The following is a 23,606-nucleotide window of genomic DNA, read 5'->3' on the forward strand; positions in this document are numbered from 1 at the left end:
ACCAATACTAATTGCTCGTGAGGCTTGACTATACAACACCCAAACAGTTGTTGTATTCAAGATAAATTCGATACGAAAACTTGATTTAGTCAATAAACTAGTTACAATACCGACTCAATTTCCAATCCGTTAATAACTCTTTGGTCCGTAAGTAAGGCATACATTATTAAGTAATGTGAATAAGACCCCAAAGCACCACAACAGTTTGCTGGCGACAATAGCAAGAGTGAACCACCTGATCCCTTCCCGAACTCAGAAGTGAAACCTCTTCGCGCTGATGGTAGTGTGGCGTTAGCCATGTGAGAGTAAGTCATCGCCAGCTTTTAAATACTAAATACCCCCTCCGCTTATGCAGAGGGAGTGTTTTTTATTGGGAAAAATTTATATACCCATTTATTTTGTATATATTTTAATCCTTAGATTATCAAATTAGTTGCTTATTAGGAGCTGATAGAAAGCTTAATCAATAGGATAAAGATACTTTTATGCAAATACGTTAGTCAAGTTATTTTGCCTCCAGATCTTTTATTTAAGCAAAACGTTAATCCAAAATCAGTAGCATCTATGCGATAGTTCACTGAGATTGAACCTATACAACCGGAACAGCTTTATTGGTGGCAAATAGAGATTAGCGAAGAAAAATATTCAGTTTATTTCAGACATTATTTATATTAAAAGGTGTAAAAACTTACAGTATTGTTTGCCTGAATGTAAAATAACAGCATTTAATTTAAGTTATTTTCTATGTAGTAGATAGCTATTCTGATTATTTGGGGATCAAAATTTATAACAATAATTTTCTATAAATCTTAACATTTTTGCTTTTCTCCTTAGCTGACAAGCCTATAATAATTCAGAATCATTCCAAATCTAATAAGGAAATAATATGTCTACCGATCAACAATTTAAAGCGCCTGCCAATTTAGGAATAGCGGTTTATCCTGATAATGCAGAGGCGATTGGTAACACCCCATTAGTTCGCATTAATCGTATTATTCAGTCAGGCGCCACAGTATTGGCAAAAGTTGAAAGCCGTAATCCTGCATTTTCAGTAAAATGCCGTATTGGTGCTGCTTTAATTGCAGATGCTGAAAAACGTGGTGTGTTGAAAGCTGGGATGCATATTGTTGAGCCGACCAGTGGAAATACAGGTATTGCATTGGCGTTTGTAGCAGCCGCAAAAGGCTATCCAATTACATTGACTATGCCTGCAAGTATGAGTCTTGAGCGTCGTAAAGTGCTGAAAGCTTTTGGTGCAAATTTAGTGCTTACTGAGCCAGCAAAAGGGATGAAAGGTGCTGTTGATGAAGCAGTACGTTTAGCGACTGAGCAACCTGATGTCTATTTCTTGCCTCAACAATTTGAAAACCCTGCCAACCCTAAAATTCACGAACAAACCACAGGGCCAGAGATTTGGGAAGCGACGGATGGAAATGTTGATATTTTAGTGGCAGGCGTGGGGACAGGTGGGACAATTTCTGGTATTTCACATTTCTTTGAAAATATCAAAAATAAACCAATTTATTCAGTTGCAGTTGAACCTGCGGAGTCACCGATTATTAGTCAAACTAAGCGTGGTGAGAGCATTACACCAGCACCACATAAAATTCAAGGCATTGGCGCCAATTTTATTCCTAAAAATCTGGATTTAAATATTGTCGATGAAGTGATGCCGATTACGAGTGAAGAGGCAATTGAATGGGCGCGTAACTGTGCCACTAAAGAAGGAATTCTGGTGGGTATTTCAAGTGGCGCAGCTCTTGCTGCTGCTGCAAAAATTGCCCAGCGTCCTGAAAATAATGGGAAAACCATTGTGGTAATTTTGCCTGATAGTGGTGAGCGCTATTTATCTTCTGTGTTATTTGATGGTTTATTTGAAGAATAAATTATTTTCGGCAAATTCGATCTTAGGCGAGCTAGTGTTTTTTATAGCCTCAGTTAAATGAAGTCACTAAAAAGGAACTTAGAATATATTACATTCTAGGTTCCTTTTTTTAAATAAAATGAAATTTCGACGATTAGTTAATCTCAAGTTTATTAGAACTTTTTATTAGAGTTCTTTCTTTAGGGATTTTTCAAAACGTTTCACTGAACGTGCATATTTTTTGGCTTTGTGACGTGTCCAAAAGCTAGACTTATATCCCGTTGGGCCAACATTATAATAAGCACTAGCTTTGAACCAACTTCCAGCCATTTCATTATAATGTCCTAAAATATAGGCACTGCATTGAATATTATTATATTCATCGGCCAGATTACCAGGACAGGCTTGTCTCCAGTAACTTGGAATAATTTGAGCTAAACCTACAGCTCCGCCAGATGAACGTGCATAAGAATTGTAGTTTGATTCCTGACGAATAGTGGCAGCAATCAGTAAGGGCGGAACTTCATAGCGATCAGCACTTTGGATAATCATGGGAGATAACCGATTTGCCGTAGATGGTGAAACAGCATAAGCTTTTTGTAGTCCACTTGAGAGCTTATTTGAACGTTTTTCTAAAGAACCACTATTGGGACCAAGTGTCGTACAACCCGTAAAAAAAAGACCTAAACTACTTACAAGGAATAATTTAGACAATGTAATTTTGTAGTTATCGAAAATCAGGCGATTAGCATTTATAAAAGTATCAAGCAATTGCAAAACGAAGTACCATCAATAAATATTCAAGTTGAAAAATCTTAATTTGTCATTGCCATAGCGTCAACAAAAGTGATGTGACAATTTGCAAGGTGATCAATATCTAAATAGCCTAAGTAAATTTAATTTTTTTCCTAGAGAAACTATTATAAAATTCAAACTTTAATAACATGCTTATATAAAGATTATGACCCCAGCCTGTAAGTTACTTAAAATCAATAAAATTGAATATAGTACGCATGAATACGAACATGATCCCAATGCAAAAAGTTTTGGTTTGGAAGCAGCAGAGAAGCTAAATCTGGATGTGGAAGAAGTTTTTAAAACCTTGCTGGTCACCGATGATAAAAATCACTTTGTCGCAATGTTGCCTGTTCATCATCAATTAAATTTAAAAAAAGTTGCGGCAGCATTGGGATGTAAAAAGTTACATATGGCAGATCCGAAAGATGCAGAACGACTGACTGGCTATCTAGTGGGAGGAATTAGTCCACTTGGTCAGAAAAAGCTTCTTAAAACTGTCATTGATACTTCTGCTGAAATGAAAACAAAAATATATATCAGTGGTGGAAAACGTGGTTTAGATATTGGAGTAGCACCACAAGCGATTGCAAAAATATTAGATGCGCAATTCGTTGATATTCTCGATCAATAATTTTTGAAGAAAGATCAAGATAAGCCATTAATATTGTTTAGTTTAAATTTTAGGGTGGTTGTCATCCAATCGTCATTGAAGCCAGATATTTTAAGTCAAAATTTTTAATGACTGAATTCAATGAAGACTAAGAACATATTGAAGTTTTTCATGGCAGCGAGCGGAATACTTGTTTTAAGTGCCTGTAATGATCATGATGATAACGTCAGCACGTCTGAGCATTCTGCAACAGTAGAAAATTCAGCCTATGTTCAAACTAAAACACCTTATAAACCACAGCAAGATTTAAATAGCTATCAGAGTGTACCAACAGGATTTCAGCCTGTTTTCACCGAGCTGGTTGCTCGTCATGGTTCGCGTGGTCTATCTAGCATCAAGTACGATTTGGCGCTTTATAACCTATGGAAACAAGCCAAAGCTGATCATGCATTAACACCACTCGGTGAACAGCTTGGTGCTGATATTGAAGCAATGATGAAAGCCAATATCTTGTTGGGGTATGGCGTGTCTGGAATTCGTCAGCCTGGCTATGGCAATGAAAGCCAATTAGGTATTGAGGAACATCGCGGAATTGCTGATCGTTTGTTACAGCGATTACCATCATTATTTAATACCTCAGCGTTAGAGCAAATGGATATTGCTGTACAAAGTTCTGGTGTAGATCGTGCAGTGGATAGTGCCAAATTCTTTACCAGTGAATTGATCACGAAACGCCCAGATCTTAAAGAAAAAATTCGTCCAGTAAGTTATACGAGTTTAGATAGTAACAGTAATCCGTCGATTGACGATCAAGGGGTTGATCGCTTTTTACTTTATTTCCATAGTCTAAATAAAGCGACAGATTTGAGCCAAATGAATTCACCCCTTAGACAAAGTATCTATGATGCCAGTCTGAAATATCAGGATTTTGAAGAAAATGATGTAAATTTAAAACAGAAATTACAAGAATTATCGAATAATAACAACGCTCAGCAAATTGCATTGAAAGTACTGACGCCATTGTTTAAAAATGAGTTTATTCAGAAATTAGGTAGCCAAGGCTATACTTTTAGTAATACTGGATCATTTACTGCAACAGCTTTAGATGGTACTCAATTTACTGAAAAAGGAAAAGGCAAAAACACCATAGCCAGTACCGTGGATGCAGCAGCTTATCTCTATGAGCTGTATTCAATTGCACCCGGGATGAAAAAAGAATTAGGTAATACAGATTTTACAAAATATATGCCAATAGATGCTGCCAAATTTTATGCAGAATATAATGATGCACAGGATTTTTACCAAAAAGGTCCAAGCTTTACTGAGTCCAATCAAGTGACCAGCAATATTGCACAGGGACTTAAACAGGATTTCTTTGCTCAGGTAGATCAGGTTATCAATAAACAACAGCAACATAAAGCTGTGTTACGATTTGCCCATGCTGAAATCATTATACCCCTTGCAACGGCATTTGAATTAAAAGTAATGATGACACCTTTAGCCCTAAATCAGACCTATAGTTATAGTTCAAGCACTTGGCGTGGTGAGGATGTTTCACCTATGGCAGCCAATATGCAATGGGATATTTATCAAAATGCACAGGGTTCTACTTTGGTCAAAATGTTGTATAACGAGAAAGAAACTTTATTTAAGTCAAGTTGTGATTATGCTCGTTATAATTCAACAAGTTTTTATTATGATTATCAAAAACTTAAGCAGTGCTACAGTATTAACTAACAGTATCTGATCACTGAAATTTTATTCGGGATATCATTACAAAGTGAATGATATCTTTAATTTTATTAATTTCATAATTCAAAATAAAAATCAATAATTTAAATAATAAAATAAGCTTTCGGTGCACAATTAGAAAACGTTTGATTAAAAAACATTCAAAAATGTTTCATTTATTAAATAAGTCGTTATTCTGCACATTTTTTGTATACCCTAAATATGTGAATTATAAATAAATAGAGGTAAATGGATGCTGATTTTTCATGGTTCTGCTGTTCAAGCTGCACTTTTTGATATGGATGGAACAATGTTTGATACTGAACGATTACGGTTTCAAACATTGAAACAGGCATCTCAAGAGCTGATTGGACAAGCATTTTCCAATGAATATTTAATGCAATGTTTAGGCTTGAGTGCTAAAACAGCAGAGCAACTGGCTCAACAACAATACGGTTTAGATATTCCATACCAAGAAATTCGCCAGCGTGCCGATCAACTTGAACTGGAAATGGTACGTAAAGAAGGCGTTCCTATTAAAAAAGGTTTGGTTCAGGTCTTAGAACGTTTAAGAAAATCTGGATTACGTATGGCTGTTGCAACATCTAGCCGCCGCGCAATAGCAGAAGAATATTTGATTAATGCCAATGTATATAAATTCTTTGATGTGCTGGTTTGTGGTGATGAAGTTGAACATGGCAAACCACATCCTGAAATTTTTGAGAAAGCCGCAGAAAAATTAAATCTGGACACTTCACAGTGCCTGATGTTCGAAGATTCTGAAAATGGAATCACATCTGCACATGCAGCAGGTGGCATGACCATTTTGCTCAAAGATATCAAAGCACCAAATGACAATATGCTGTCTAAAGCCGATTTTTACTTTGAGACTATGTATGAGTGTTTAGAGGATTTAGATCAATATGTCCCTGCGATGGAGATGCCGATTTTACAGGAAGCATTTCCGCAGACCTTGAATCAGCTAACAGTTGGGATTCACGGTTTTGGTGCAATTGGTGGCGGATACATTGCACAGATTTTATCGCATTGGGATGGGTATACGCGTCCGCAACGCATTATTGCCTCAACGCGTAACAGTTTATATCGTGAAGCAGTCAATGCCTTTGGCACCTATTGCATTCGTTATGGCCAAGTTTCCTATGATGAACGAATTGAATATATGTCAGTGATTGATACAGACCATCAACAGCATATGCTGGATATGTATTTGGAATCATCTTTGATAGCGCTGTGTCTGCCTGAACATGCGATTCCCAGTGAGGCAAAAATTATTGCGAAAGGACTCTATGCGCGTTTTGCTTCACAAGTCATGCAAAATACACGTCCACTCACTTTTTTGATTATTTTAAATAAAGTAGGAGCTAAAACCTTAGTATTAGCTCATATTCGGGAGCAATTGATCGCATTATCCAACGTGGAAATTGCCGATCAAATTATCGGACAACATTATTTCTGTGATACGGTTGTCAACCGTATGGTCTCTAAGTTATCTGAACAAAATCTATATCGTCAGCTCAAAATTAAATACAATTTTTTTAAACAATATCAGTCTGATGTTGAAGATGAAAATGTCGAAATTGAAGATACCAGTAAGCTTTCATCTGAGCAGGAACATCAAGCCTCTTTATATATTGATGATATGCGACGTAATTTTCAGCCGAGTCATATTTTGCAGACGATGGACCTGATTTTATTTAATAGTGAAACGGATATGCCGATCTATGTCGAAAATAACAGCCCATTGTTGGCTAAAATGCGACAAATGATTGTGGTGGATAATATTGCCGATATTCAACTCATTAAAAATCGACTATGGAATGGCGTACATGCCGTGTTGGCGTGGTATGCCTCGTTATTGGGACATGAAACCATTGGGGTAGCAATGGGAGATGCGCGGGTAAAGTCATTGGTTGAGCATTTAGTTCACGAGATCAAGCAAGGACTTTCCGTCTGTTTGCCAAAACGAGCGAAAGATTTGGATCGACTAGCCAAGAGCTTTGTATTGTCGTGTCAATATGCTTACAAAGATCCGTGTCAGCGCGTGGCACGTGATCCTTTGCGCAAGCTGAATCATAATGAACGGGTTATGGGCTCTATTGCCAACAATCTTAAATTTGATCAACCCATCGAGAGTTTGTTATGGGGGGCAAGTTTGGGCTATTTTTATGTGATCGAGACGTTAGACATGAGTCTTGAAAATATCACCGAGCATTTGCAGTCAAATATTGTCCAACTTGATTTAGATCATGCTCTAAAGAAAAAGATTGAGCAGAGCATACAGCAGCATCTTGATCAACTCATGGAATATCCTTCGTGTTTAAAACAATTCAAAAGTTTTGCTTTGCCTGAAGAGATAAAGTCTTCATATGCTTAACTCACGCGCAAAACTGATCTCATCATTTTAGTGATCCCACCAAAAATCATGCTTTAATAAAGCATTCTGATTTTTAGTGTTTTTTTCTTGTATTTGAAGCCAAATGGTTGTGTCATTCCAACTTTGCATCGTGATTATTCCGAATGGCATCATGGACGTAGCATCTATGCACTTTGGTATATTTTAGTTGAGCGTGATCAATATCCAGAATTGGTTGCAAAACTCGATCAATTACAAGCTTCTTTTTCAGATCTGTTATTGCCCAATTCGCAACGCCAATATCATATAACACTGTATATTTGTGGTTTTTTGACGCAGCAATACCCTGTTTATAATGATGATTTTTGTATAGATTGGTTTGAGCAGCAACGCCGACAACTTTTAAAACAAACTGCATTTCAACTGAATATCAGTAAATTAAATAGTTTTAGCAGTGCTTTATTTGCTGATATTCGAGATGAAAAAAATCATCTCATTGATCTGCGACGAAACCTTCAACTTGATGAGCATCAGGAAATTGCAGCTTTGCAATATCATCCGCATATTACGCTTGGGTTATATCGTGATGCTTATTCCAGTCATGTAATTCTTGACCGTATGCGGCAATGCCCAGAGATTAATTTAAAAATAACCATCAATCAGCTTCATTTTGGCTATTATGATGCTCAACAATTACAAGGCCCTCTACATTCTCTTTATTGCTTACAACTGGATTGATCTATGATACATCTCATTTTAGGTGGCGCGCGTTCAGGTAAAAGTCGACATGCAGAGGCTATTGCCAAAGCGCTGTCTCATCCTGTGACTTATATTGCAACTGCGCGGCCACTGGATGATGAAATGCAACAGCGTATAGACCATCATCGTGAGCAGCGACCAAGTGAGTGGCGACTCATTGAAGAACCCATTGCACTGGCTCAGCAACTTAAGATGATTGATCAACCACAACAGATCATTTTGATTGATTGTTTGACTTTATGGCTGTCCAATCTTCTATTGTTAGATGATTGCAATCCACAGTATAGCCAGCAAACTCAAGCATGCGAGGACTTGCTTGAGCTCTTACCACGACTTCAATCAGATATTATTTTAGTGAGTAATGAAACAGGTTTGGGTGTTGTGCCGATGGGGGAAATGACACGTCGTTTTGTTGATGAAGCTGGACGGTTACATCAGCGTCTAGGAAAAATCGCAGATAAGGTCGAATTTTGTGTCGCAGGATTCCCAATGTTACTGAAAGGAGAAAAATCATGAGTTGGTGGGTAGAACCAGTTAAAGCCATCGATGAGCAAGCCAAACAATCTGCTATGCAACGCCAGCAACAATTGACTAAGCCAACGGGTTCATTGGGTGATTTAGAGTTGATCGCCATACAACTGGCTGCATTACAAGGCACAACTCATCCGCATGTGAATCAACCGTGGATTACTATTTTTGCAGGCGACCATGGGGTGATGCAAGAAAATATTTCAGCCTATCCGCAGGCAGTGACGCGACAAATGCTACAAAATTTTGCGACAGGTGGTGCGTGTATCAGTGTAATCGCACGACAATATGCTGCCAATTTACAAGTGATTGATTGTGGTACGGTGGGTGAATCTTATTGTTATGAGGGTGTAGAAACGCATTGCATTCGTGCTGGAACCGCAAATTTTGCAATTGAATCTGCAATGACAGAAATTGAATGTCAGCAAGCCATGGATTTGGGTCGCAATAGCGTACAACACGCAGTTCAAGCGCAGGCTGATATCTTTGTTGCAGGTGAAATGGGAATTGGGAATACCTGTTCAGCCTCAGCTTTGGCTTGTTTATTATTAGATGAAGATGCAGAGCAATTGACAGGCGTTGGCACAGGTATAGATGCTGAAAAGCTAAAGCATAAAAAGCAGGTGATCGATCAGGCAATTGCATTGCATAAATCCCATATACAAGATGATCCCTTGAAAATAATGGCAGCAGTCGGTGGTTTAGAAATTACAGCCATGACGGGAGCATATATTCGCTGCGCACAACTTGGTATGCCGATGGTGATTGATGGTTTTATCAGTTCGGTTGCAGCACTTTGTGCCGTGCGTTTAAATCCTGATGCGCGAAACTGGATGTTGTTTGGACATCAATCTGCTGAATATGGGCATCGTCGTGTTTTAGCTGAACTAAATGCACAGCCGATATTAAACTTAAATTTACGTTTAGGTGAAGGTAGTGGTGCAGGGGCAGCGTTGGGTGTCATTCAATTGGCCTGTGCCTTACACAACCAAATGGCAACTTTTGCCGAAGCTTCAGTTTCAGGCGATCAGGTATAAAACAACATGCAAAAAGTGTGGATCATTGATGTGTTACGTCATGGTGAAACGACATTGAGCCATACTTTACGTGGTCATCTGGACGATGCATTGACACCAACAGGTTGGCAGCAAATGCAGACCACGATTGAGCAAATGCAGCCCTCTGCATGGCAAGTGGTTTTTACTTCACCCTTACAACGTTGTGCTGCATTTGCACAAAGGTTTGCAGCACAAACGAATCTGAATTGTGATATGGATGCAAATTTTAAGGAAATGTATTTTGGAGATTGGGAAGGGATCAGTACAGCGCAGATCTATCAATAGTCACCTGAACTACTTACAAATTTTTGGCAGCAACCCACCCAATATACGGCTCCGAATGGCGAGAGTTTATTAGATTTTCAATCACGCATTCAACAAGGGTTATTCTTAGTCATTGAAAAGATGCAAATACAGCAACATGAGCATGCCTTATTGGTCACGCATGGCGGTGTAATCAAGTTGTTGCGTTGTTTGGCGCAACACCAGCCATTGGACGATCTGCTGAAAATGCAGGCAAGTTTAGGGCAAATGTATCGCTTTAAAATCACTCTGGATGATCAGCAACAGTTACAGATATCCGAGGAATAACGTATGTTGCCATTCTGGATTGCACTACAGTTTTTGACCGTAATTCCTGTTCAATTATCACGGATACCCAATCAGACTGAAAATGCGCGATCTGTTTTATATTATCCGTTGATTGGTTTACTGATCGGTCTGATTTTATATAGTTTGAGTTGGTTGCTGAGTCCAGTTCCGCATCTTTTGAGCGCAAGTCTTATTTTAATCATCTGGATTTGGCTAACAGGTGGTTTACATTTGGATGGCTTGGCAGATACAGCTGATGCATGGGTGGGTGGTTTTGGTGATAAACAACGTACCCTTGAGATTATGAAAGATCCAAGTTGTGGGCCGATTGGTGTGTTAAGTCTGATCGCAGTCTGTTTGCTTAAATGGGTCTGTATTTATCTGTTACTTGAGCAACACTTAGCGCTATTTTTGATTGTTGTGCCTTTGCTCGGGCGAGTTGTGCCATTAATTTTATTGCTCACCACACCCTATGTTCGTGAAAATGGTCTGGGACGGCACTTAGCTAAGGATTTACCTAAAAAAAGTGCTTGGCTGATAAGTTTGATGGTTTTACTCAGTTTGATCTACTGGAAATTACAAGGTGTTTTAAGCTTACTTGTTTTTGTGACGGGATTGATTTATTTGCGACATCTTTTTATCAAACGTATTGATGGCATCACAGGTGATACCATCGGAGCAAGTATTGAACTACTAGAAACAGCTTTATTACTTAGCTTTGTTTTAAGCGGCTTTTATTGATCAATGTTTTCAGGCCAGTAACTTAACAATAACATGAACCAGAAAAGGGCCTGTAATGACCATAAAAATGCCTGCCAATACCATGGTTAAACTCGCAATAACACCTTCTTGCTTATTGCGCATATATGCTTTACTTGTACCAAAACCATGCGCAGCATTGCCCAGAGAAGCGCCGTTGGCCAAATAAGACTTGAGCTTTAATCCAGCTAAAATAAGATCGCCAAAGATGATACCTACAATGCCAGTCAAAATGGTAAACAAAATCACCAATTCAACCGAACCGCCAATATGTTGCGTGAGCTCCATGGCAAAAGGCGTAGAAATCGAGCGAGACATGAGACTATAAGTGGTTTGCTGATCAAAATGAAACAAACGCGCCAGATAAAAAGCACTCAGCATACCTGCCGCCATTCCTACGATAATACCCATACAAATAGACAATGCATGTTGTTTAATGATATCGCGGTATTCATAAATCGGAATCGCAAATGCTACTGTGGTTGGTCCTAACATCCATACGATCCAGTGATTATCCTGCATATAGGTGGTATAAGGCACATGGAAAATCATGAGTAGAACCATAATCAAGCAAGGAACTAAAATTGCAGGTGCAAAAGGTAAATAAGGCAAACGACGATAAATGGGTTTGGCCAAGATATAACCCAAAAGTGTTCCAACAAAACATATCAAGGCAATATTCATGATTTTAGCTCATGTTGAAGTAGCATTTTATCTTGGCTGCGTTGTTTGAGTCGTGATTCCAATTTAAAGCAAAAATGTACGGTATAGGCGGTGAATACCATGACACACAGAGTACTGAGCACAATTGCAGTTATTAATTGCCAGCCTTCAGCTATAAATAAACTTTTATAGTTGATCAGTCCCACAACACAAGGAATGAAAAACAGCACGAGTTCGGCTAGCATGAAATCCGAACCAGTTTTAATCCACTGCAATTTAAACACACCACTTACAAGCCCGATCAAAACTAGAAAAAGCCCAATAACGCCTGCTGAAACAGGCAGATTTAATGCTTGTTGCAAGAGTGATCCAATCCACCAGAAAATAAGTAATAAACCAATCTGGATGATCACTTTGGCAAAATATGCAAGGCTGGAATAAGACAAGGGATCACCTATAAACTCTATGATGTGTTTGGAATAGAACAATTGTAAATGGAGTTGTTATGCCATATTATGAATAATAAAAAATTAATTATGCTTTTATGGAATGGTTGTTGATGGATATTAAAACCCTAAAGATTTTTGTACAAATTGTACAAAGCCAAAGTTTTACGGCAGCAGCGGAGCAACTCTATATGACGCAGCCTACCGTCAGTAAAGCCATTGCTGCATTTGAACAGGAGTTAGCTACGACCTTATTTAAAAAAGGGGAAGCAGGGCGTAAACGTGAAGTGGAACTGACATATACGGGTCAGCAAATTTATCAACATGCGCTTACTATATTGGATGAACAGAAAAAAATTTATGAAACATTAGAAGATATAAAACATTTAAAAAAAGGAAAATTGACTTTGGGTGTACCACCTTTGGGCTCGGTGTTGCTTACCTCACTGATCGCATCGTTTCATAAACGATATCCTGATATTGAATTACAATTTATGGAAGTGGGATCAAATGCCATTTCAGAAGCAATTCTCAACCGAACTCTTGATGTAGGTGTGCTTTTAAGTAATCACAATCCTATTCTTGCAGAAATTCCGATCGTAGATTCATCTTTGTGTTTATTGTCCGCGAAACATTCGAGATGGAAAAATATACAAGAGGTGAGCTTAGCTGATTTAAAAGAAGAATCTTTTCTTTTATATGACGATAGTTTTACCTTGAATAACCTGATTATTCAGGCGGCACAGGTGGAAGGATTTCAGCCAAAAATTGTATGTAAAAGTAGCCAATGGGATTTTATTGCCAAAATGGTTGAATTTTCGATGGGCATTGCGTTATTGCCACAAATCTATTGTGAACAACTTGATCAAAGTAAGTTTAATATTACGCCTTTAGCCAATACTTCTTTGCGTTGGACATTAAGTATGGCATGGAATACTTCTGTACCGATGACCGCTGCGACTAAAGCATGGTTAAGTATTATTAAAGCACATCAAGATCAAATTCGTTTTTAGTTAAGCCAGTTTTGGATAACATTGATGACTTGTTCTGGCTGTTTAATCCAGACGCTATGCTGATTGCCTTGTAGACTTGGTCTTAAATCGAGCTGTTTAATTTGAGGATGACTATAATATTGAGTTAAGCCCATTAATGAGGACATTGGTGCCCATTCATCGCCCTTCATTTGAATAAAAAGAGCTTGGTTATCTGAAACATGAGTTGGCTTTAAAATATGATCATATGTTCCTGACAGTCCAGTTTTACACCAATCCTGAATAAGAGATTTTGCTTCTTTATTGCCAAAGCCAACCTTTTTTCCTGGTAAATAACCGTAAATTTGAATGAGAAGACTAAAGACTGAGATTGCTTTTAAGATTTGAATCTTACCCTTTAAATCCCAATAATGTAGTCCAATATTGCCTGTTGCGATCCCAATCACTGTAACGTCATGTTGTTGGCTATACAATGTAGCCAAATGCCCACCTAAACTATGTCCAAGTAGTACCACGTTTTGTTGTGAATGAGGTTGTGGGGCTAAGTTTATAAGTTGCGGAATAAAATCTTGCAATAAATCTCTATATCCATAATCAAAGTGACTAGAAACTTTTGGGATATTTCTGCCACATCCGGGATAATCAGCTGCTATTGTATTAAATCCCTTCGTATTTAAACCCCTGATCAGTTTTTGATATTTATCAATTTCAACACCGATAGCAGGAAGAATAATGATCGTTTTTGCATATTGATTGATGATATTCACTTTGGCATAAATCCCATCTGATTTTGGAAAGTAAATAAGTTTTTGAATACATTCCATATATTTTATTCCTTAAATGGACTAAGTTGAATCAAGGTGCTGAGACCTAATTTATTCAAAAACGCCGTTCTAGAATGTGGATGACGTTTTATTTCTTCTTGAATATATGCTTTAAAAGAAGTGTTAAATTTTTCACGAGGATAGTTTTCCAGACATTGTTTTTGGAATTGTTTATCAATGAGATGGAGTTCTGATCCAATCACATCACAGCTGGTTCCTTTTTGTAGCATGATCACTTCTTTAGGCTGACTCAAATCGGTAAAGCCATTCATATGCATACAAATTGCATTGGTAACTAAATTAATCTTATTTTCTGGATAATGGTGATACTTACAAAGTTGTTCAGCCTGCATTGCACTATTAAGAGTAAAACACTGACATTTCGAGGTTTTATGTTGATCAATTAAACCAATATCGTGCAAAAGGGCAGCCACTAAAAAAGCTTCATTGTCATATTGCCATCCATGAATTTGGCTAAAAGCGATTCCCCAAAAATAGCTCCGCCATGAATGATAAATTAAAGAGGTTTTTTGGGTTTCTTCAAGTTGTTCAATTGCTGCTTTGACTAAAGTACTGTCTGGTAAAATAATCTTGTTAAAATCAATAAAAATTGTTTCTCGTTGTTTCGGCAAGACGTGTTGTAGTAAATGCTGCGTGGTTGGGATGAATGTTTTCTGTAGAAGATACAGCTTTTCTTTTAAAGTCATTTGACCACGTTTTTCTTGCGCCCAATGATACGATCCTAGCATTATAATAATTCCATTAAAATTAGAGTAATTACTCTAATTTTTGCGGTGATTAAAATCAAGTCCATTCAGTCATAAAAAAGCCCTGACAATTCAGGGCTCAGTTAAATTTTTATTCTGCTAATACAATTTAGTTATAGGACTCATTATTTTTCCATCGTTTTACATAGTGAGCAGATCACGCCGTTATGCTGATGTGAATACATCACATCTGGACGTTCATAATCTTGATCACAAGCTACACACGCATAGACGGTCGCAACTGGGGTACCTTCAGCATCAAAACGCGGTTCATTGATCCCATCATCATGCTTTTTAATATAATACTTACCCTTAGTCAGTAAGCCCATGACAGGGGTAAGTACGAAGCCAACGATCAAAGCAATCAGTGGAGAATAAGAAGAAAGGAAATCACCTAATAAACCGAAGAAAGCTGCAATCGATAAACCTGCTGCTGCACCAAAAGCCACCAAACCAACAGGATTAAAGTCATACAGCATTTCACGGCGATATTCAGGCTGTTTAGGTGAAAGCTTTAATAAGTATTTATTGATAGCAATATCCGTTGCAACGACAACGACCCAAGCGATTGCGAAGTTTGAGTAAAAGCCTAGAATTTTACCGAGTACTGCAAACATGTTGCCTTCCATGAGCGCAAGTGCAACAGCTAGATTGACTAATACAAATACAATACGACCCGGATATTTTTTGCTGATACGAGTGTAAGCACTTGTCCAAGCCAAAGAACCTGAATAAGCATTGGTCACGTTAATTTTGATTTGAGAAATCACCACCAAGATAACTGCCAATGCTAAAGCTAACCAGCCCGGTAACATGTCATGAAATGCCGCATTGAACTGTTGTACAGGCTCAGTCGCATTAATCCCTGGTAATTTGGTCAATAAGTAAAAACCTAAGAATGCACCAATAATTTGTTTAATCGCACCCAAGATGACCCAGCCTGGTCCAGCCGAAATGACTGCTGCCCACCAAGATTTACTATTTTCTTTAGTTTTGGCTGGCATAAAGCGTAAGTAGTCGATTTGTTCACCAATCTGCATAATTAGCGATAAGCATACACCAGCACCGAGCATGATTGCTGCCATATCCATAGGCGCATAACCACTATTACCTGCATAAGTCGCAAAAGAACCAACCAGATTAGGTTCTTTATGAATCAAATAAGCCACAGGGCCAATCATCAAAATCAGCCAGATTGGAGTTGTCCAAACTTGTAACTTACTTAGGGCTTTCATGCCGTAGATGACTAAAGGAATGACCATAATCGTAGAAATAAGATAACCTGCCCACAAAGGAATACCCAGTCCAAGCAATAACCCTTGCGCCATAATGGAGCCTTCAAGCGCAAAAAAGATAAAAGTAAAACTTGCAAAGATAATACTGGTAATGACTGAACCAAAATATCCAAAACCTGCACCACGAGTGATCAGATCGAGGTCAATATTGTAGCGGGCAGCATAGTAGGCAAGAGGAATACCTGTGATAAAGATGATAATAGCAGCGAATAAAATCGAATAAATTGCATTGGTCGTGCCATAAGTCATCCCGATACTTGCACCAATAGAGAAATCTGCAAGATATGCAATACCACCAAGCGCCGTGATGGCGACTACTTTGGGACTCCAGCGACGAAAGCTATGCGGTGCATAACGTAATGTATAATCTTCAAGTGTTTCATTTGCTGCATTATTGGGTTTGGTTGCATCAAAAGAATCCGTTACTGATGTGTCGTGCATTCTTTATGACCTTATTTGAGTGGTAATATGGTGCATAAAGCAAGCAATGTGCCAATCTCATTATCAATCTGATGAGCTGTAAGCAAAGAGTAAAATATGAATGGCTTAGACTGAATAGAATAAATAATCTATAAATCAGAAAAATGGTGGTCAAATAGACAATTTTCAAAATTATGCTAAGATAACTAGAAACGTATTTAATCAATACGGGAGATTAAGCATGACAGCATTTGTTCCCATGAAAGCCAGTTTAAGAGAGGAAGAAATGATTCCGCATCTTGCTGTGGAGGCTTTTCGTCATGCTTTTTGTCAAGCTTCACAATCAGCTTCTGTAGTGTATGCCAAAGACCAGTATTTGCTTAAGCAATCCTGCAATGGCGAGACACAAATCCTGAAAAATATTTCATCTTATTATACTGACATCGCCGTGTCAGAAACGACATTGAAACGTAAGAAAAAAGTGGCATTTTAATTTTATATGCCACAACCCAGAATAAGGATGTTTGCAGGTCCAAATGGATCGGGTAAAAGCACTATTAAAGATTATTTATTACCGCGACATATTGGTGCGTATTTAAATGCCGATGAACTGGAAAAACAACTCGTTCAGGATCACTGCTTTTCATTGACAGATTTTCATGAAGCACTTGAAAGTCAGCAGCTTATCGATTTTCTAAAATCAAAAAAACGTAAAGTGAATCAGACAATGATGCCTTTACTGACTAGCAATCCGATTATTTTAGCAAATGGAAAAATTGCTTTTGAAGCAAGTGAAATTGATTCATATTTAGCAGCAAGAATTATTGATTATATTCGTATTCAATTTATTGAGTTAAAAATTAGCTTTACCTTTGAAACAGTCATGTCGCATAGGAGTAAGGTTGAGTTTCTTCAACATGCTAAAGCACAGGGCTTTCGTACTTATCTTTATTATGTTTCTACTGTTGATCCTGATATCAATATCAGTCGAGTACAGTATCGCGTGAGTCAAGGTGGTCACGATGTTCCAAGAGATAAAATTCGAACGCGCTATTTGAGAAGTATGGATTTACTATTAGATGCAATAGATGCCTCAGATCGAGCTTATATATTTGATAATTCTTCTGATGGTACTCAAGCATCTTTTTTAGCAGAAATTGAAAAAGCAGAAACTTTAAAATTAAATAAGAACTTGCAACATTTCCCTAAATGGTTTGTAGATCGTGTATTCAACGAATTTATGTAGTTAGATGCGATTTTAATCAATTGAAAAATGAGTCAAACGTGCATTGGTTAAATTACATAAAAATATATTATGTTTTTATATATTGTTTGAGCTAAAACCATGCATAGTTTCTTGTTGGCTTTTTTGGGCGGTGTATTACTTGGAATAGCCGTCGTTGGTTATCTGTATGTGAATGGTCGCATTGCAGGCATCAGTGGTTTACTTGCACAGGTGATAAATCCTAAAACAATAGCCAAAACACCTGCAATCTGGTTTTTACTTGGCTTATTGATTACGCCGTTCGTTGTTTCTTATTTTTATGCACCACAGATTAAGATCAGTTCCAATCCTTATCAATTAATCATTGCGGGTTTATTGGTCGGTTTTGGTACACGTCTGGGGTCGGGTTGTACCAGCGGGCATGGTATCTGTGGAATAAGTCGTTTATCGAAACGTTCAATATTCGCAACAATCATATTTATGTTTGCAGGCTTTGTTACAGTTTATGTGATGCGTCATTTACTGGAATGCCTATCATGAAAAATATATTTGCTTTTTTATTTGGCTCTCTTTTTTCATTGGGTCTAATAATTTCAGGGATGTCTAACCCTGAAAAGGTCCTCGCTTTTTTAGATATATTCGGCACATGGGATGCAAGTTTGGCATTTGTGATGATCGGTGCAATTCTAGTGGCATTTATTCCATTTCAAAGAGCAAAAAGACATCCAATAACATTATTCAAAGAAAAAATTGAGTTACCTCAGAATCATCAAATTGATCAAGATTTAATTGTAGGATCGTTGATTTTTGGTATTGGGTGGGGGATAGCAGGAATTTGTCCTGCTCCCGCGTTAACCTTAATTGGACTCGGATATGCTCAGGCTCTATATTTTATTGGAGCAATGTTGATTGGCATGATACTTCATCGGAAAATAAGAGGTGTTTAAAAAATATGAATACTCAGAAACCGTTGATTAAAAGTTTTTTTGATGAAGCGACTCATACTTTTACCTATGTGGTAAGTGACCCAGATACTAAACAAAGCGCGATTATTGATAGTGTACTGGACTATGATGCGGCTTCGGCCACAACGTCTACTACTCAGGCAGATAAAGTCATTCACTATGTTCATGAAAATAGCCTAAGCATAGAATGGATTTTAGAAACTCACGTCCACGCCGATCATTTAACTGCTTCACAATATCTAAAAAAGCAACTCGGTGGCAAAATTGCCATGAGTAATAAAATATCTATTGTTCAGCAAGCCTTTAGTCAAATTTACAATCTGGATATCAAATACTTTAACTTGCATCAGAGTTTTGATTATTTATTTGCTGACAATGAGTATTTTAGTATTGGTCATTTAGATGCGTATAACCTTCCCACTCCAGGACATACGCCTGCCTGTTTGAGCTATGTGATAGGGGATGCTGTATTTGTGGGAGATACACTGTTTATGCCAGATTATGGTACAGCACGTTGTGATTTTCCAAATGGAAGTGCAGCACAGCTTTATGATTCAGTTCAGCGATTATATGATTTGCCCGAAACCATGCGGATGTTCTTGTGTCATGATTATTTACCAGAAACACGTGAATATTTTATCGGTGAAACTGATGTAAAGACACAAAAGCAATTCAACATTCATATTGATCAGACGACTGCAAAATTAGATTTTATTAAAATGCGAGAGGCTCGGGATGCTACACTTGCAATGCCGAAACTGATTTTGCCCGCTATTCAGGTCAATATGGATGCTGGAAAGTTTCCCTTGGCTGAATCGAATGGTCAATCTTATTTAAAGTTACCATTGAATTATTTTAAAGTCTGAGTCATGTCAAATTTAGAAGATCCCCGTGTATTACTTGCTCTTGAACGAACCTTATTGGCATGGAATAGAAGTAGCCTCGCTTTAATTGCATTTGGATTTTTAATCGAAAAATCGACCTTGTTAATCCATCTGATTGATCCTGTTCGCTATCACGATAAGATTTTATTTAATCGCTGGCTCGGTGTACTGGTGATCGTTTTGGGATTAATCATTAGTATCTTATCGATTATTCAGTATCGAGTTGCACTGAAGTCACTTACGCCGTTAGAAATGATTGAAGGTTATCGAACCAATTTACCTATTGTATTAAGTTACTTCACGATACTCAGTGCGATTCTGCTAATTATTTCTTTTTGGATGTAATTTTTAAGCATAGCCCCCTTGGGGACTATGCTTACCTAAAAAATGATATAAAGCACTAATAATGATTAGTGTGCATATATAAGTCTGAAATCGTTCAAACTTATATATTTGGTTTGGTCGTATTTATTGGTGACCATATTTTGAAACGTCAGCATATTTACTGATAACTGGTTTAAGTCAATTTCATACCGATGCAATATAGATATAATGCACATTGCATAAGGTATGAAAAATTATTAAAGCTTCACAAGCATCAGCCGAATGTTACATCTTCGGAAACAAATGACATGTTAGGGTATGAGAAGTGATTATAGCTTCGCAAGAATGACCCCAAGATTTACATATTTGGGTAGTTTGGACCACCACCACCTTCTGGCGTAACCCATGTTATGTTCTGTGATGGATCTTTAATATCGCAGGTTTTACAGTGTACACAGTTGGCTGCATTGATCTGAAAACGTTTAGAACCATCATCATTTTCCATAATTTCATAAACACCCGCAGGGCAGTAGCGTTGAGCAGGTTCTTCCCATTTCGGTAAATTGATGTTTACAGGAATTGATGGATCAGTAAGTTTCAAATGCGCAGGTTGATTTTCTTCATGTACAGTATTGGAGATAAAGACCGAAGACAAACGATCAAAGGTTAATTTACCATCTGGCTTTGGATAATCCGGCTTAAATGTTGCTGTATCTACAGTTTTTAGTACAGCAAAATCTTGTTTTAAATCATGTAAAGTAAAAGGAACTTTAAAAACATTTTGATCGATAAAATTAAATGCACCACCAATCCACTGACCAAACTTATGCATGGCAGAACCAAAATTACGTGCTTGATATAATTCTTGTTTCAGCCAAGAATTATCATATTTGTTCGTATAGGCAGTCAGTTCTTTATCAAAATGATCATCGCCTTCCACTACGCGAGCAATGGCTAAATCGCCACCTTTGGCAACACCCGCAGCAATCGCTTCAAATACAGCTTCTCCGCATAACATGCCAGATTTCATCGCCGTGTGTGAACCTTTGATTTTTGAGAAGTTTAAAAAGCCAGCATCATCGCCAATTAAGCATCCGCCCGGAAATGTTAGTTTAGGCAGAGAATTAAAACCACCTTTAACGACCGCGCGCGCGCCATAGGAAATTCGCTTACCGCCTTCTAAAAATTGTTTAATCGTTGGATGAGTTTTCCAGCGCTGCATTTCCATAAATGGATACATATGTGGATTTTCATAAGATAAATCCACAATCAGACCTAAAGTGACTTGGTTATTCTCAGCGTGATATAACCACCAACCACCCGCAGTACCTGTTTCAGATAATGGCCAACCCGTACCATGCATCACTAAACCTGATTTGTGTTTTTCAGGATCAATTTCCCATAATTCTTTGATACCAATACCGTAATGTTGCGGATCCGCATCTTTATCCAGATTAAATTTGCTAATTAAGCGCTTTCCTAAATGTCCACGACAGCCTTCAGCGAATAAGGTGTATTTAGCATGAAGCTCATAACCGGGTGTGAAATGAGGGGTAGTTTCGCCATCTTTAGCAATCCCCATATCACCAGTCTGGATGCCTTTTACCATACCATCTGGATGATAAAGAATTTCAGCAGCTGCAAAGCCTGGGAAAATAGAGACTTCGAGTTCTTCTGCCTTTTGACCTAGCCAACGCACCACATTTCCCAAAGAAACGACATAGTTTCCTTCGTTATGCATAGATTTTGGAACCATCCGATACGGAACTTTTTGTGCTTTTGTGTCAGATAGAAGAAAATAAGTTTCATCATCTGTAACAGGAACAGTTAATGGAGCGCCTTCTTGTTTCCAGTTTGGAAAGAGTTCATTGATCGCACGTGGTTCAAGTACTGCACCTGAAAGAATGTGTGCACCTACTTCAGAGCCTTTTTCAACCACACAGACAGAAAGATCAGGCAGATTATTTTCAATGGCTAATTGACGGATTTTAATCGCAGCAGATAAACCCGCAGGGCCTGCACCAACGATGACAACATCAAATTCCATTGATTCTCGTTCAAAATTATCCATAATAAAAAAGAAATTTAGTTTCGCTTGTCGATATTTTAATTTGTTATTTTTAATAAGACAAGGCTTTTTAATGATAAAAAAAGCCAGTAGGGCTAATACTGGCTATAAACTGAAATCGATTTAAATTGTTATTAATATAATGATTAATTACGATTTTTGCGGATCAAATTGTTTCTCTTTAATAAACAGCGCTGGAATCACACCACAAATGAAGTAAGCTGCGCCCATGACCACAAAACCAAGTCCAATAGAACCACCAGAAGCCAAGAAACCAATGGTTGCTGGAGCAATGGCTGCACCTAAACGTCCTACGTTATAAGCACCACCAATGGCTGTACCACGAATTGCCGTTGGGAAGCTTTCAGTCATATAGGTTGCATTTACGCCGTATGGAATACCGTATAAAAAGCCAAAGATTACCAATAAATATAAGATGTTGTCTGGTGAGTTATAGAACACAATTAAAGGTAGGAAGATGGCTGTACCAATTGCACCAAATGCATAAGTAAAACGACGACCTAATTTATCAGCCATGAACCCAGCCAAAATTTTACCTAAAATCATGGCTGTATATGTACCAACCATATAGGCAGTCATTTCTTTAAACTTCATCCCAAGTTCACTTTCAAGGTACGATGGCATCCAGTTATTTACACCATAATAACCAAACTGCAAGAAGCCTGCGGTGAGTGCCCACAAGATAAACATATTGCGGTTACGTTTATCCTGAAAAATCAGTTTAAATGCAGATTCTTTTGGCTGTTCATTATTTTGGATTGGTTGTAAGCGTGCTTGCTGCCATGCTGCTGGTTCAGGTACAAGAATTTGCATCAATACAGCCATGATCACAGGAATAATCGCAATAAAAAACAGCATGCGCCAGCCATGCTCAGGAATAATCCAGCCTGCAAGTAAGGTTGCTACGATATAGCCGACTGTCCAGCCTGCTTGTAATGTTCCCAAAACTGTAGTGCGATAGCGTGTAGGCACATATTCAGCCATTAGCGTATTACAGGCAATATATAAAGAACCTAAGCCGAGCGAAGCAAAGAAACGTAAAATTCCAAACTGTAAAAAGCTGTGAGTTAAACCTAATCCACAGGTTAAGATTGAAAATGTCAGGATAGAAATAACGACAATACGAACACGCCCAAAACGGTCAGAGGCCCAACCGCCGAAAATCCCACCAACAGCCATACCTGCTAAGGTAAAACTTCCTAACATCCCCGCTTCGACTGAAGTTAATCCGAAATCTGCTTTAATACTATTTAAGCTATATGAAAGCAGCATCAGATCAGCACCATCAACCAACAGTGCTAAAAATGCAAATAGAAATGCAATTTTCCATGTATTTGGTCCAATTTTGGACGTCAGTTTGTTTGTGTTCACAGCAGTTCCTTTACCACAGAGGAGATTCCCAAAGCACAACACCGAGTTTTTAATGATTTAAAAATCGGAAAATTTATGTGGGAGATTTCTAAAATTTTTCGGATAGTAAAACAAAGAGTCAAATAAAACAATAATTATAAAAATAAGTATCGCACAGCGATATTTTATTATGTATATTAAATTTATGTTTTTTAATGAAAAATTTTGTGAAAAGAAAAACTACGACTTTAGTCGTGAACTGCTCAGTATTTGCTATTACAGGTAATGGG

General features: G+C 37.9%; 23 protein-coding genes, 1 rRNA gene and 1 pseudogene. 17 read left to right on the plus strand and 8 right to left on the minus strand.

Going from position 1 to position 23,606, the window contains the following annotated elements:
• Window positions 1-207: 207 nt before the first annotated feature.
• Both rrf and cysK read left to right on the plus strand, forming a co-directional pair.
• Window positions 208-322, plus strand: a 5S ribosomal RNA gene (gene rrf, locus J500_RS12010).
• Window positions 323-886: 564 nt separating this feature from the next.
• Entirely contained in the window at window positions 887-1,885 is a 999-nt protein-coding gene (gene cysK, locus J500_RS12015) for a cysteine synthase A (RefSeq protein WP_034699811.1), read from the plus strand.
• A 165-nt stretch (window positions 1,886-2,050) separates the two neighbouring features.
• On the opposite strand, the gene J500_RS12020 is transcribed toward cysK, so the two are convergent.
• Window positions 2,051-2,602 carry a lytic transglycosylase domain-containing protein gene (locus J500_RS12020; RefSeq protein ID WP_371863732.1) on the minus strand — a complete coding sequence of 184 codons (552 nt, stop codon included), beginning with the start codon at window positions 2,600-2,602 and terminating at the stop codon, window positions 2,051-2,053.
• A gap of 223 nt (window positions 2,603-2,825) precedes the next feature.
• On the opposite strand from J500_RS12020, the gene ybaK reads away from it, so the two are divergent.
• The 8 genes and pseudogenes from ybaK (at window position 2,826) to J500_RS12060 (ending at window position 11,054) form a co-directional block, all read left to right on the plus strand.
• Window positions 2,826-3,293: a Cys-tRNA(Pro) deacylase gene (ybaK, locus tag J500_RS12025; protein ID WP_034699817.1), complete on the plus strand. Its 468-nt coding sequence runs from the start codon at window positions 2,826-2,828 to the stop codon at window positions 3,291-3,293.
• Window positions 3,294-3,413: 120 nt separating this feature from the next.
• Window positions 3,414-5,009, plus strand: a complete 1,596-nt coding sequence (locus J500_RS12030) for a histidine-type phosphatase (protein WP_392389568.1) — start codon at window positions 3,414-3,416, stop codon at window positions 5,007-5,009.
• Window positions 5,010-5,256: 247 nt separating this feature from the next.
• Window positions 5,257-7,398, plus strand: coding sequence for a bifunctional mannitol-1-phosphate dehydrogenase/phosphatase (gene mtlD, locus J500_RS12035; protein WP_034699823.1), 2,142 nt, complete (start codon window positions 5,257-5,259; stop codon window positions 7,396-7,398).
• An 87-nt stretch (window positions 7,399-7,485) separates the two neighbouring features.
• Entirely contained in the window at window positions 7,486-8,115 is a 630-nt protein-coding gene (locus J500_RS12040; protein WP_034699826.1) for a 2'-5' RNA ligase family protein, read from the plus strand.
• Window positions 8,116-8,118: 3 nt separating this feature from the next.
• Entirely contained in the window at window positions 8,119-8,652 is a 534-nt protein-coding gene (cobU, locus tag J500_RS12045) for a bifunctional adenosylcobinamide kinase/adenosylcobinamide-phosphate guanylyltransferase (protein WP_034699828.1), read from the plus strand.
• Entirely contained in the window at window positions 8,649-9,701 is a 1,053-nt protein-coding gene (gene cobT / locus J500_RS12050) for a nicotinate-nucleotide--dimethylbenzimidazole phosphoribosyltransferase (protein ID WP_034699830.1), read from the plus strand. Before cobU ends, cobT begins: the two co-directional genes overlap by 4 nt.
• Window positions 9,702-9,707: 6 nt before the next feature.
• Window positions 9,708-10,313, plus strand: a pseudogene (locus J500_RS12055) (histidine phosphatase family protein).
• 3 nt (window positions 10,314-10,316) lie between these two features.
• Entirely contained in the window at window positions 10,317-11,054 is a 738-nt protein-coding gene (locus tag J500_RS12060; RefSeq protein WP_034699833.1) for an adenosylcobinamide-GDP ribazoletransferase, read from the plus strand.
• A gap of 9 nt (window positions 11,055-11,063) precedes the next feature.
• Here J500_RS12060 and J500_RS12065 read toward each other — a convergent pair whose 3' ends face one another.
• Together J500_RS12065 and J500_RS12070 are read right to left on the minus strand one after the other, a co-directional pair.
• The gene (locus J500_RS12065) at window positions 11,064-11,756 is read right to left on the minus strand and encodes an LrgB family protein (RefSeq protein WP_034699836.1); all 693 of its coding nucleotides are present in this window, start codon (window positions 11,754-11,756) and stop codon (window positions 11,064-11,066) included.
• The gene (locus J500_RS12070; protein ID WP_034699839.1) at window positions 11,753-12,181 is read right to left on the minus strand and encodes a CidA/LrgA family protein; all 429 of its coding nucleotides are present in this window, start codon (window positions 12,179-12,181) and stop codon (window positions 11,753-11,755) included. Before J500_RS12070 ends, J500_RS12065 begins: the two co-directional genes overlap by 4 nt.
• A gap of 113 nt (window positions 12,182-12,294) precedes the next feature.
• Here J500_RS12070 and J500_RS12075 point away from each other — a divergent pair, with 113 nt between their 5' ends.
• Window positions 12,295-13,194, plus strand: a complete 900-nt coding sequence (locus J500_RS12075) for a LysR family transcriptional regulator (RefSeq protein ID WP_034699860.1) — start codon at window positions 12,295-12,297, stop codon at window positions 13,192-13,194.
• Here the strand turns inward: J500_RS12075 and J500_RS12080 are convergent.
• The 3 genes from J500_RS12080 to J500_RS12090 all read right to left on the minus strand — a co-directional run bounded on the left by J500_RS12080 (window position 13,191) and on the right by J500_RS12090 (window position 16,500).
• Window positions 13,191-13,997: an alpha/beta fold hydrolase gene (locus J500_RS12080; RefSeq protein ID WP_034699843.1), complete on the minus strand. Its 807-nt coding sequence runs from the start codon at window positions 13,995-13,997 to the stop codon at window positions 13,191-13,193. The genes J500_RS12075 and J500_RS12080 overlap by 4 nt on opposite strands.
• A gap of 5 nt (window positions 13,998-14,002) precedes the next feature.
• Window positions 14,003-14,746, minus strand: coding sequence for an HD domain-containing protein (locus J500_RS12085; protein WP_034699845.1), 744 nt, complete (start codon window positions 14,744-14,746; stop codon window positions 14,003-14,005).
• A gap of 143 nt (window positions 14,747-14,889) precedes the next feature.
• On the minus strand, window positions 14,890-16,500 hold the full coding sequence (locus J500_RS12090; protein WP_034699847.1) for a purine-cytosine permease family protein: 1,611 nt from the start codon (window positions 16,498-16,500) through the stop codon (window positions 14,890-14,892).
• A gap of 220 nt (window positions 16,501-16,720) precedes the next feature.
• Here J500_RS12090 and J500_RS12095 point away from each other — a divergent pair, with 220 nt between their 5' ends.
• From J500_RS12095 to J500_RS12120, 6 genes are all read left to right on the plus strand, one after another.
• The gene (locus tag J500_RS12095) at window positions 16,721-16,972 is read left to right on the plus strand and encodes a hypothetical protein (protein WP_004987632.1); all 252 of its coding nucleotides are present in this window, start codon (window positions 16,721-16,723) and stop codon (window positions 16,970-16,972) included.
• 6 nt (window positions 16,973-16,978) lie between these two features.
• A complete protein-coding gene (locus tag J500_RS12100) occupies window positions 16,979-17,725 on the plus strand; it encodes a zeta toxin family protein (protein WP_034699849.1) in 747 nt (248 codons plus the stop codon).
• Between the two features lie 99 nt (window positions 17,726-17,824).
• Window positions 17,825-18,244, plus strand: a complete 420-nt coding sequence (locus J500_RS12105; RefSeq protein ID WP_034699850.1) for a YeeE/YedE family protein — start codon at window positions 17,825-17,827, stop codon at window positions 18,242-18,244.
• Window positions 18,241-18,651 (plus strand): DUF6691 family protein, encoded by a 411-nt coding sequence (locus J500_RS12110; protein ID WP_005004336.1) that lies wholly within the window; start codon window positions 18,241-18,243, stop codon window positions 18,649-18,651. Before J500_RS12105 ends, J500_RS12110 begins: the two co-directional genes overlap by 4 nt.
• A gap of 5 nt (window positions 18,652-18,656) precedes the next feature.
• The gene (locus J500_RS12115; RefSeq protein WP_004997807.1) at window positions 18,657-19,535 is read left to right on the plus strand and encodes an MBL fold metallo-hydrolase; all 879 of its coding nucleotides are present in this window, start codon (window positions 18,657-18,659) and stop codon (window positions 19,533-19,535) included.
• 3 nt (window positions 19,536-19,538) lie between these two features.
• Window positions 19,539-19,898, plus strand: a complete 360-nt coding sequence (locus J500_RS12120; RefSeq protein WP_004997808.1) for a YidH family protein — start codon at window positions 19,539-19,541, stop codon at window positions 19,896-19,898.
• A gap of 337 nt (window positions 19,899-20,235) precedes the next feature.
• Here the strand turns inward: J500_RS12120 and J500_RS12125 are convergent, their stop codons facing one another.
• Window positions 20,236-21,948 (minus strand): electron transfer flavoprotein-ubiquinone oxidoreductase, encoded by a 1,713-nt coding sequence (locus tag J500_RS12125; RefSeq protein ID WP_034699853.1) that lies wholly within the window; start codon window positions 21,946-21,948, stop codon window positions 20,236-20,238.
• A 147-nt stretch (window positions 21,949-22,095) separates the two neighbouring features.
• A complete protein-coding gene (locus J500_RS12130; protein WP_004987643.1) occupies window positions 22,096-23,337 on the minus strand; it encodes an MFS transporter in 1,242 nt (413 codons plus the stop codon).
• Window positions 23,338-23,606 lie beyond the last annotated feature (269 nt).

Origin of the sequence: Acinetobacter sp. 479375 (assembly GCF_000581715.1) — a bacterium.
Classification (GTDB): Bacteria; Pseudomonadota; Gammaproteobacteria; order Pseudomonadales; family Moraxellaceae; genus Acinetobacter; species Acinetobacter ursingii.

Bases quoted from the DNA above. Each gene is read 5' to 3' on its own strand.
- cysK (WP_034699811.1), top strand. From the start codon at position 887: ATGTCTACCGATCAACAATTTAAAGCGCCTGCCAATTTAGGAATAGCG.
- ybaK (WP_034699817.1), top strand. From the start codon at position 2,826: ATGACCCCAGCCTGTAAGTTACTTAAAATCAATAAAATTGAATATAGT.
- J500_RS12030 (WP_392389568.1), top strand. From the start codon at position 3,414: ATGAAGACTAAGAACATATTGAAGTTTTTCATGGCAGCGAGCGGAATA.
- mtlD (WP_034699823.1), top strand. From the start codon at position 5,257: ATGCTGATTTTTCATGGTTCTGCTGTTCAAGCTGCACTTTTTGATATG.
- cobU (WP_034699828.1), top strand. From the start codon at position 8,119: ATGATACATCTCATTTTAGGTGGCGCGCGTTCAGGTAAAAGTCGACAT.
- cobT (WP_034699830.1), top strand. From the start codon at position 8,649: ATGAGTTGGTGGGTAGAACCAGTTAAAGCCATCGATGAGCAAGCCAAA.
- J500_RS12060 (WP_034699833.1), top strand. From the start codon at position 10,317: ATGTTGCCATTCTGGATTGCACTACAGTTTTTGACCGTAATTCCTGTT.
- J500_RS12065 (WP_034699836.1), bottom strand. From the start codon at position 11,756: ATGAATATTGCCTTGATATGTTTTGTTGGAACACTTTTGGGTTATATC.
- J500_RS12075 (WP_034699860.1), top strand. From the start codon at position 12,295: ATGGATATTAAAACCCTAAAGATTTTTGTACAAATTGTACAAAGCCAA.
- J500_RS12080 (WP_034699843.1), bottom strand. From the start codon at position 13,997: ATGGAATGTATTCAAAAACTTATTTACTTTCCAAAATCAGATGGGATT.
- J500_RS12085 (WP_034699845.1), bottom strand. From the start codon at position 14,746: ATGCTAGGATCGTATCATTGGGCGCAAGAAAAACGTGGTCAAATGACT.
- J500_RS12090 (WP_034699847.1), bottom strand. From the start codon at position 16,500: ATGCACGACACATCAGTAACGGATTCTTTTGATGCAACCAAACCCAAT.
- J500_RS12095 (WP_004987632.1), top strand. From the start codon at position 16,721: ATGACAGCATTTGTTCCCATGAAAGCCAGTTTAAGAGAGGAAGAAATG.
- J500_RS12100 (WP_034699849.1), top strand. From the start codon at position 16,979: ATGCCACAACCCAGAATAAGGATGTTTGCAGGTCCAAATGGATCGGGT.
- J500_RS12105 (WP_034699850.1), top strand. From the start codon at position 17,825: ATGCATAGTTTCTTGTTGGCTTTTTTGGGCGGTGTATTACTTGGAATA.
- J500_RS12110 (WP_005004336.1), top strand. From the start codon at position 18,241: ATGAAAAATATATTTGCTTTTTTATTTGGCTCTCTTTTTTCATTGGGT.
- J500_RS12115 (WP_004997807.1), top strand. From the start codon at position 18,657: ATGAATACTCAGAAACCGTTGATTAAAAGTTTTTTTGATGAAGCGACT.
- J500_RS12120 (WP_004997808.1), top strand. From the start codon at position 19,539: ATGTCAAATTTAGAAGATCCCCGTGTATTACTTGCTCTTGAACGAACC.
- J500_RS12125 (WP_034699853.1), bottom strand. From the start codon at position 21,948: ATGGATAATTTTGAACGAGAATCAATGGAATTTGATGTTGTCATCGTT.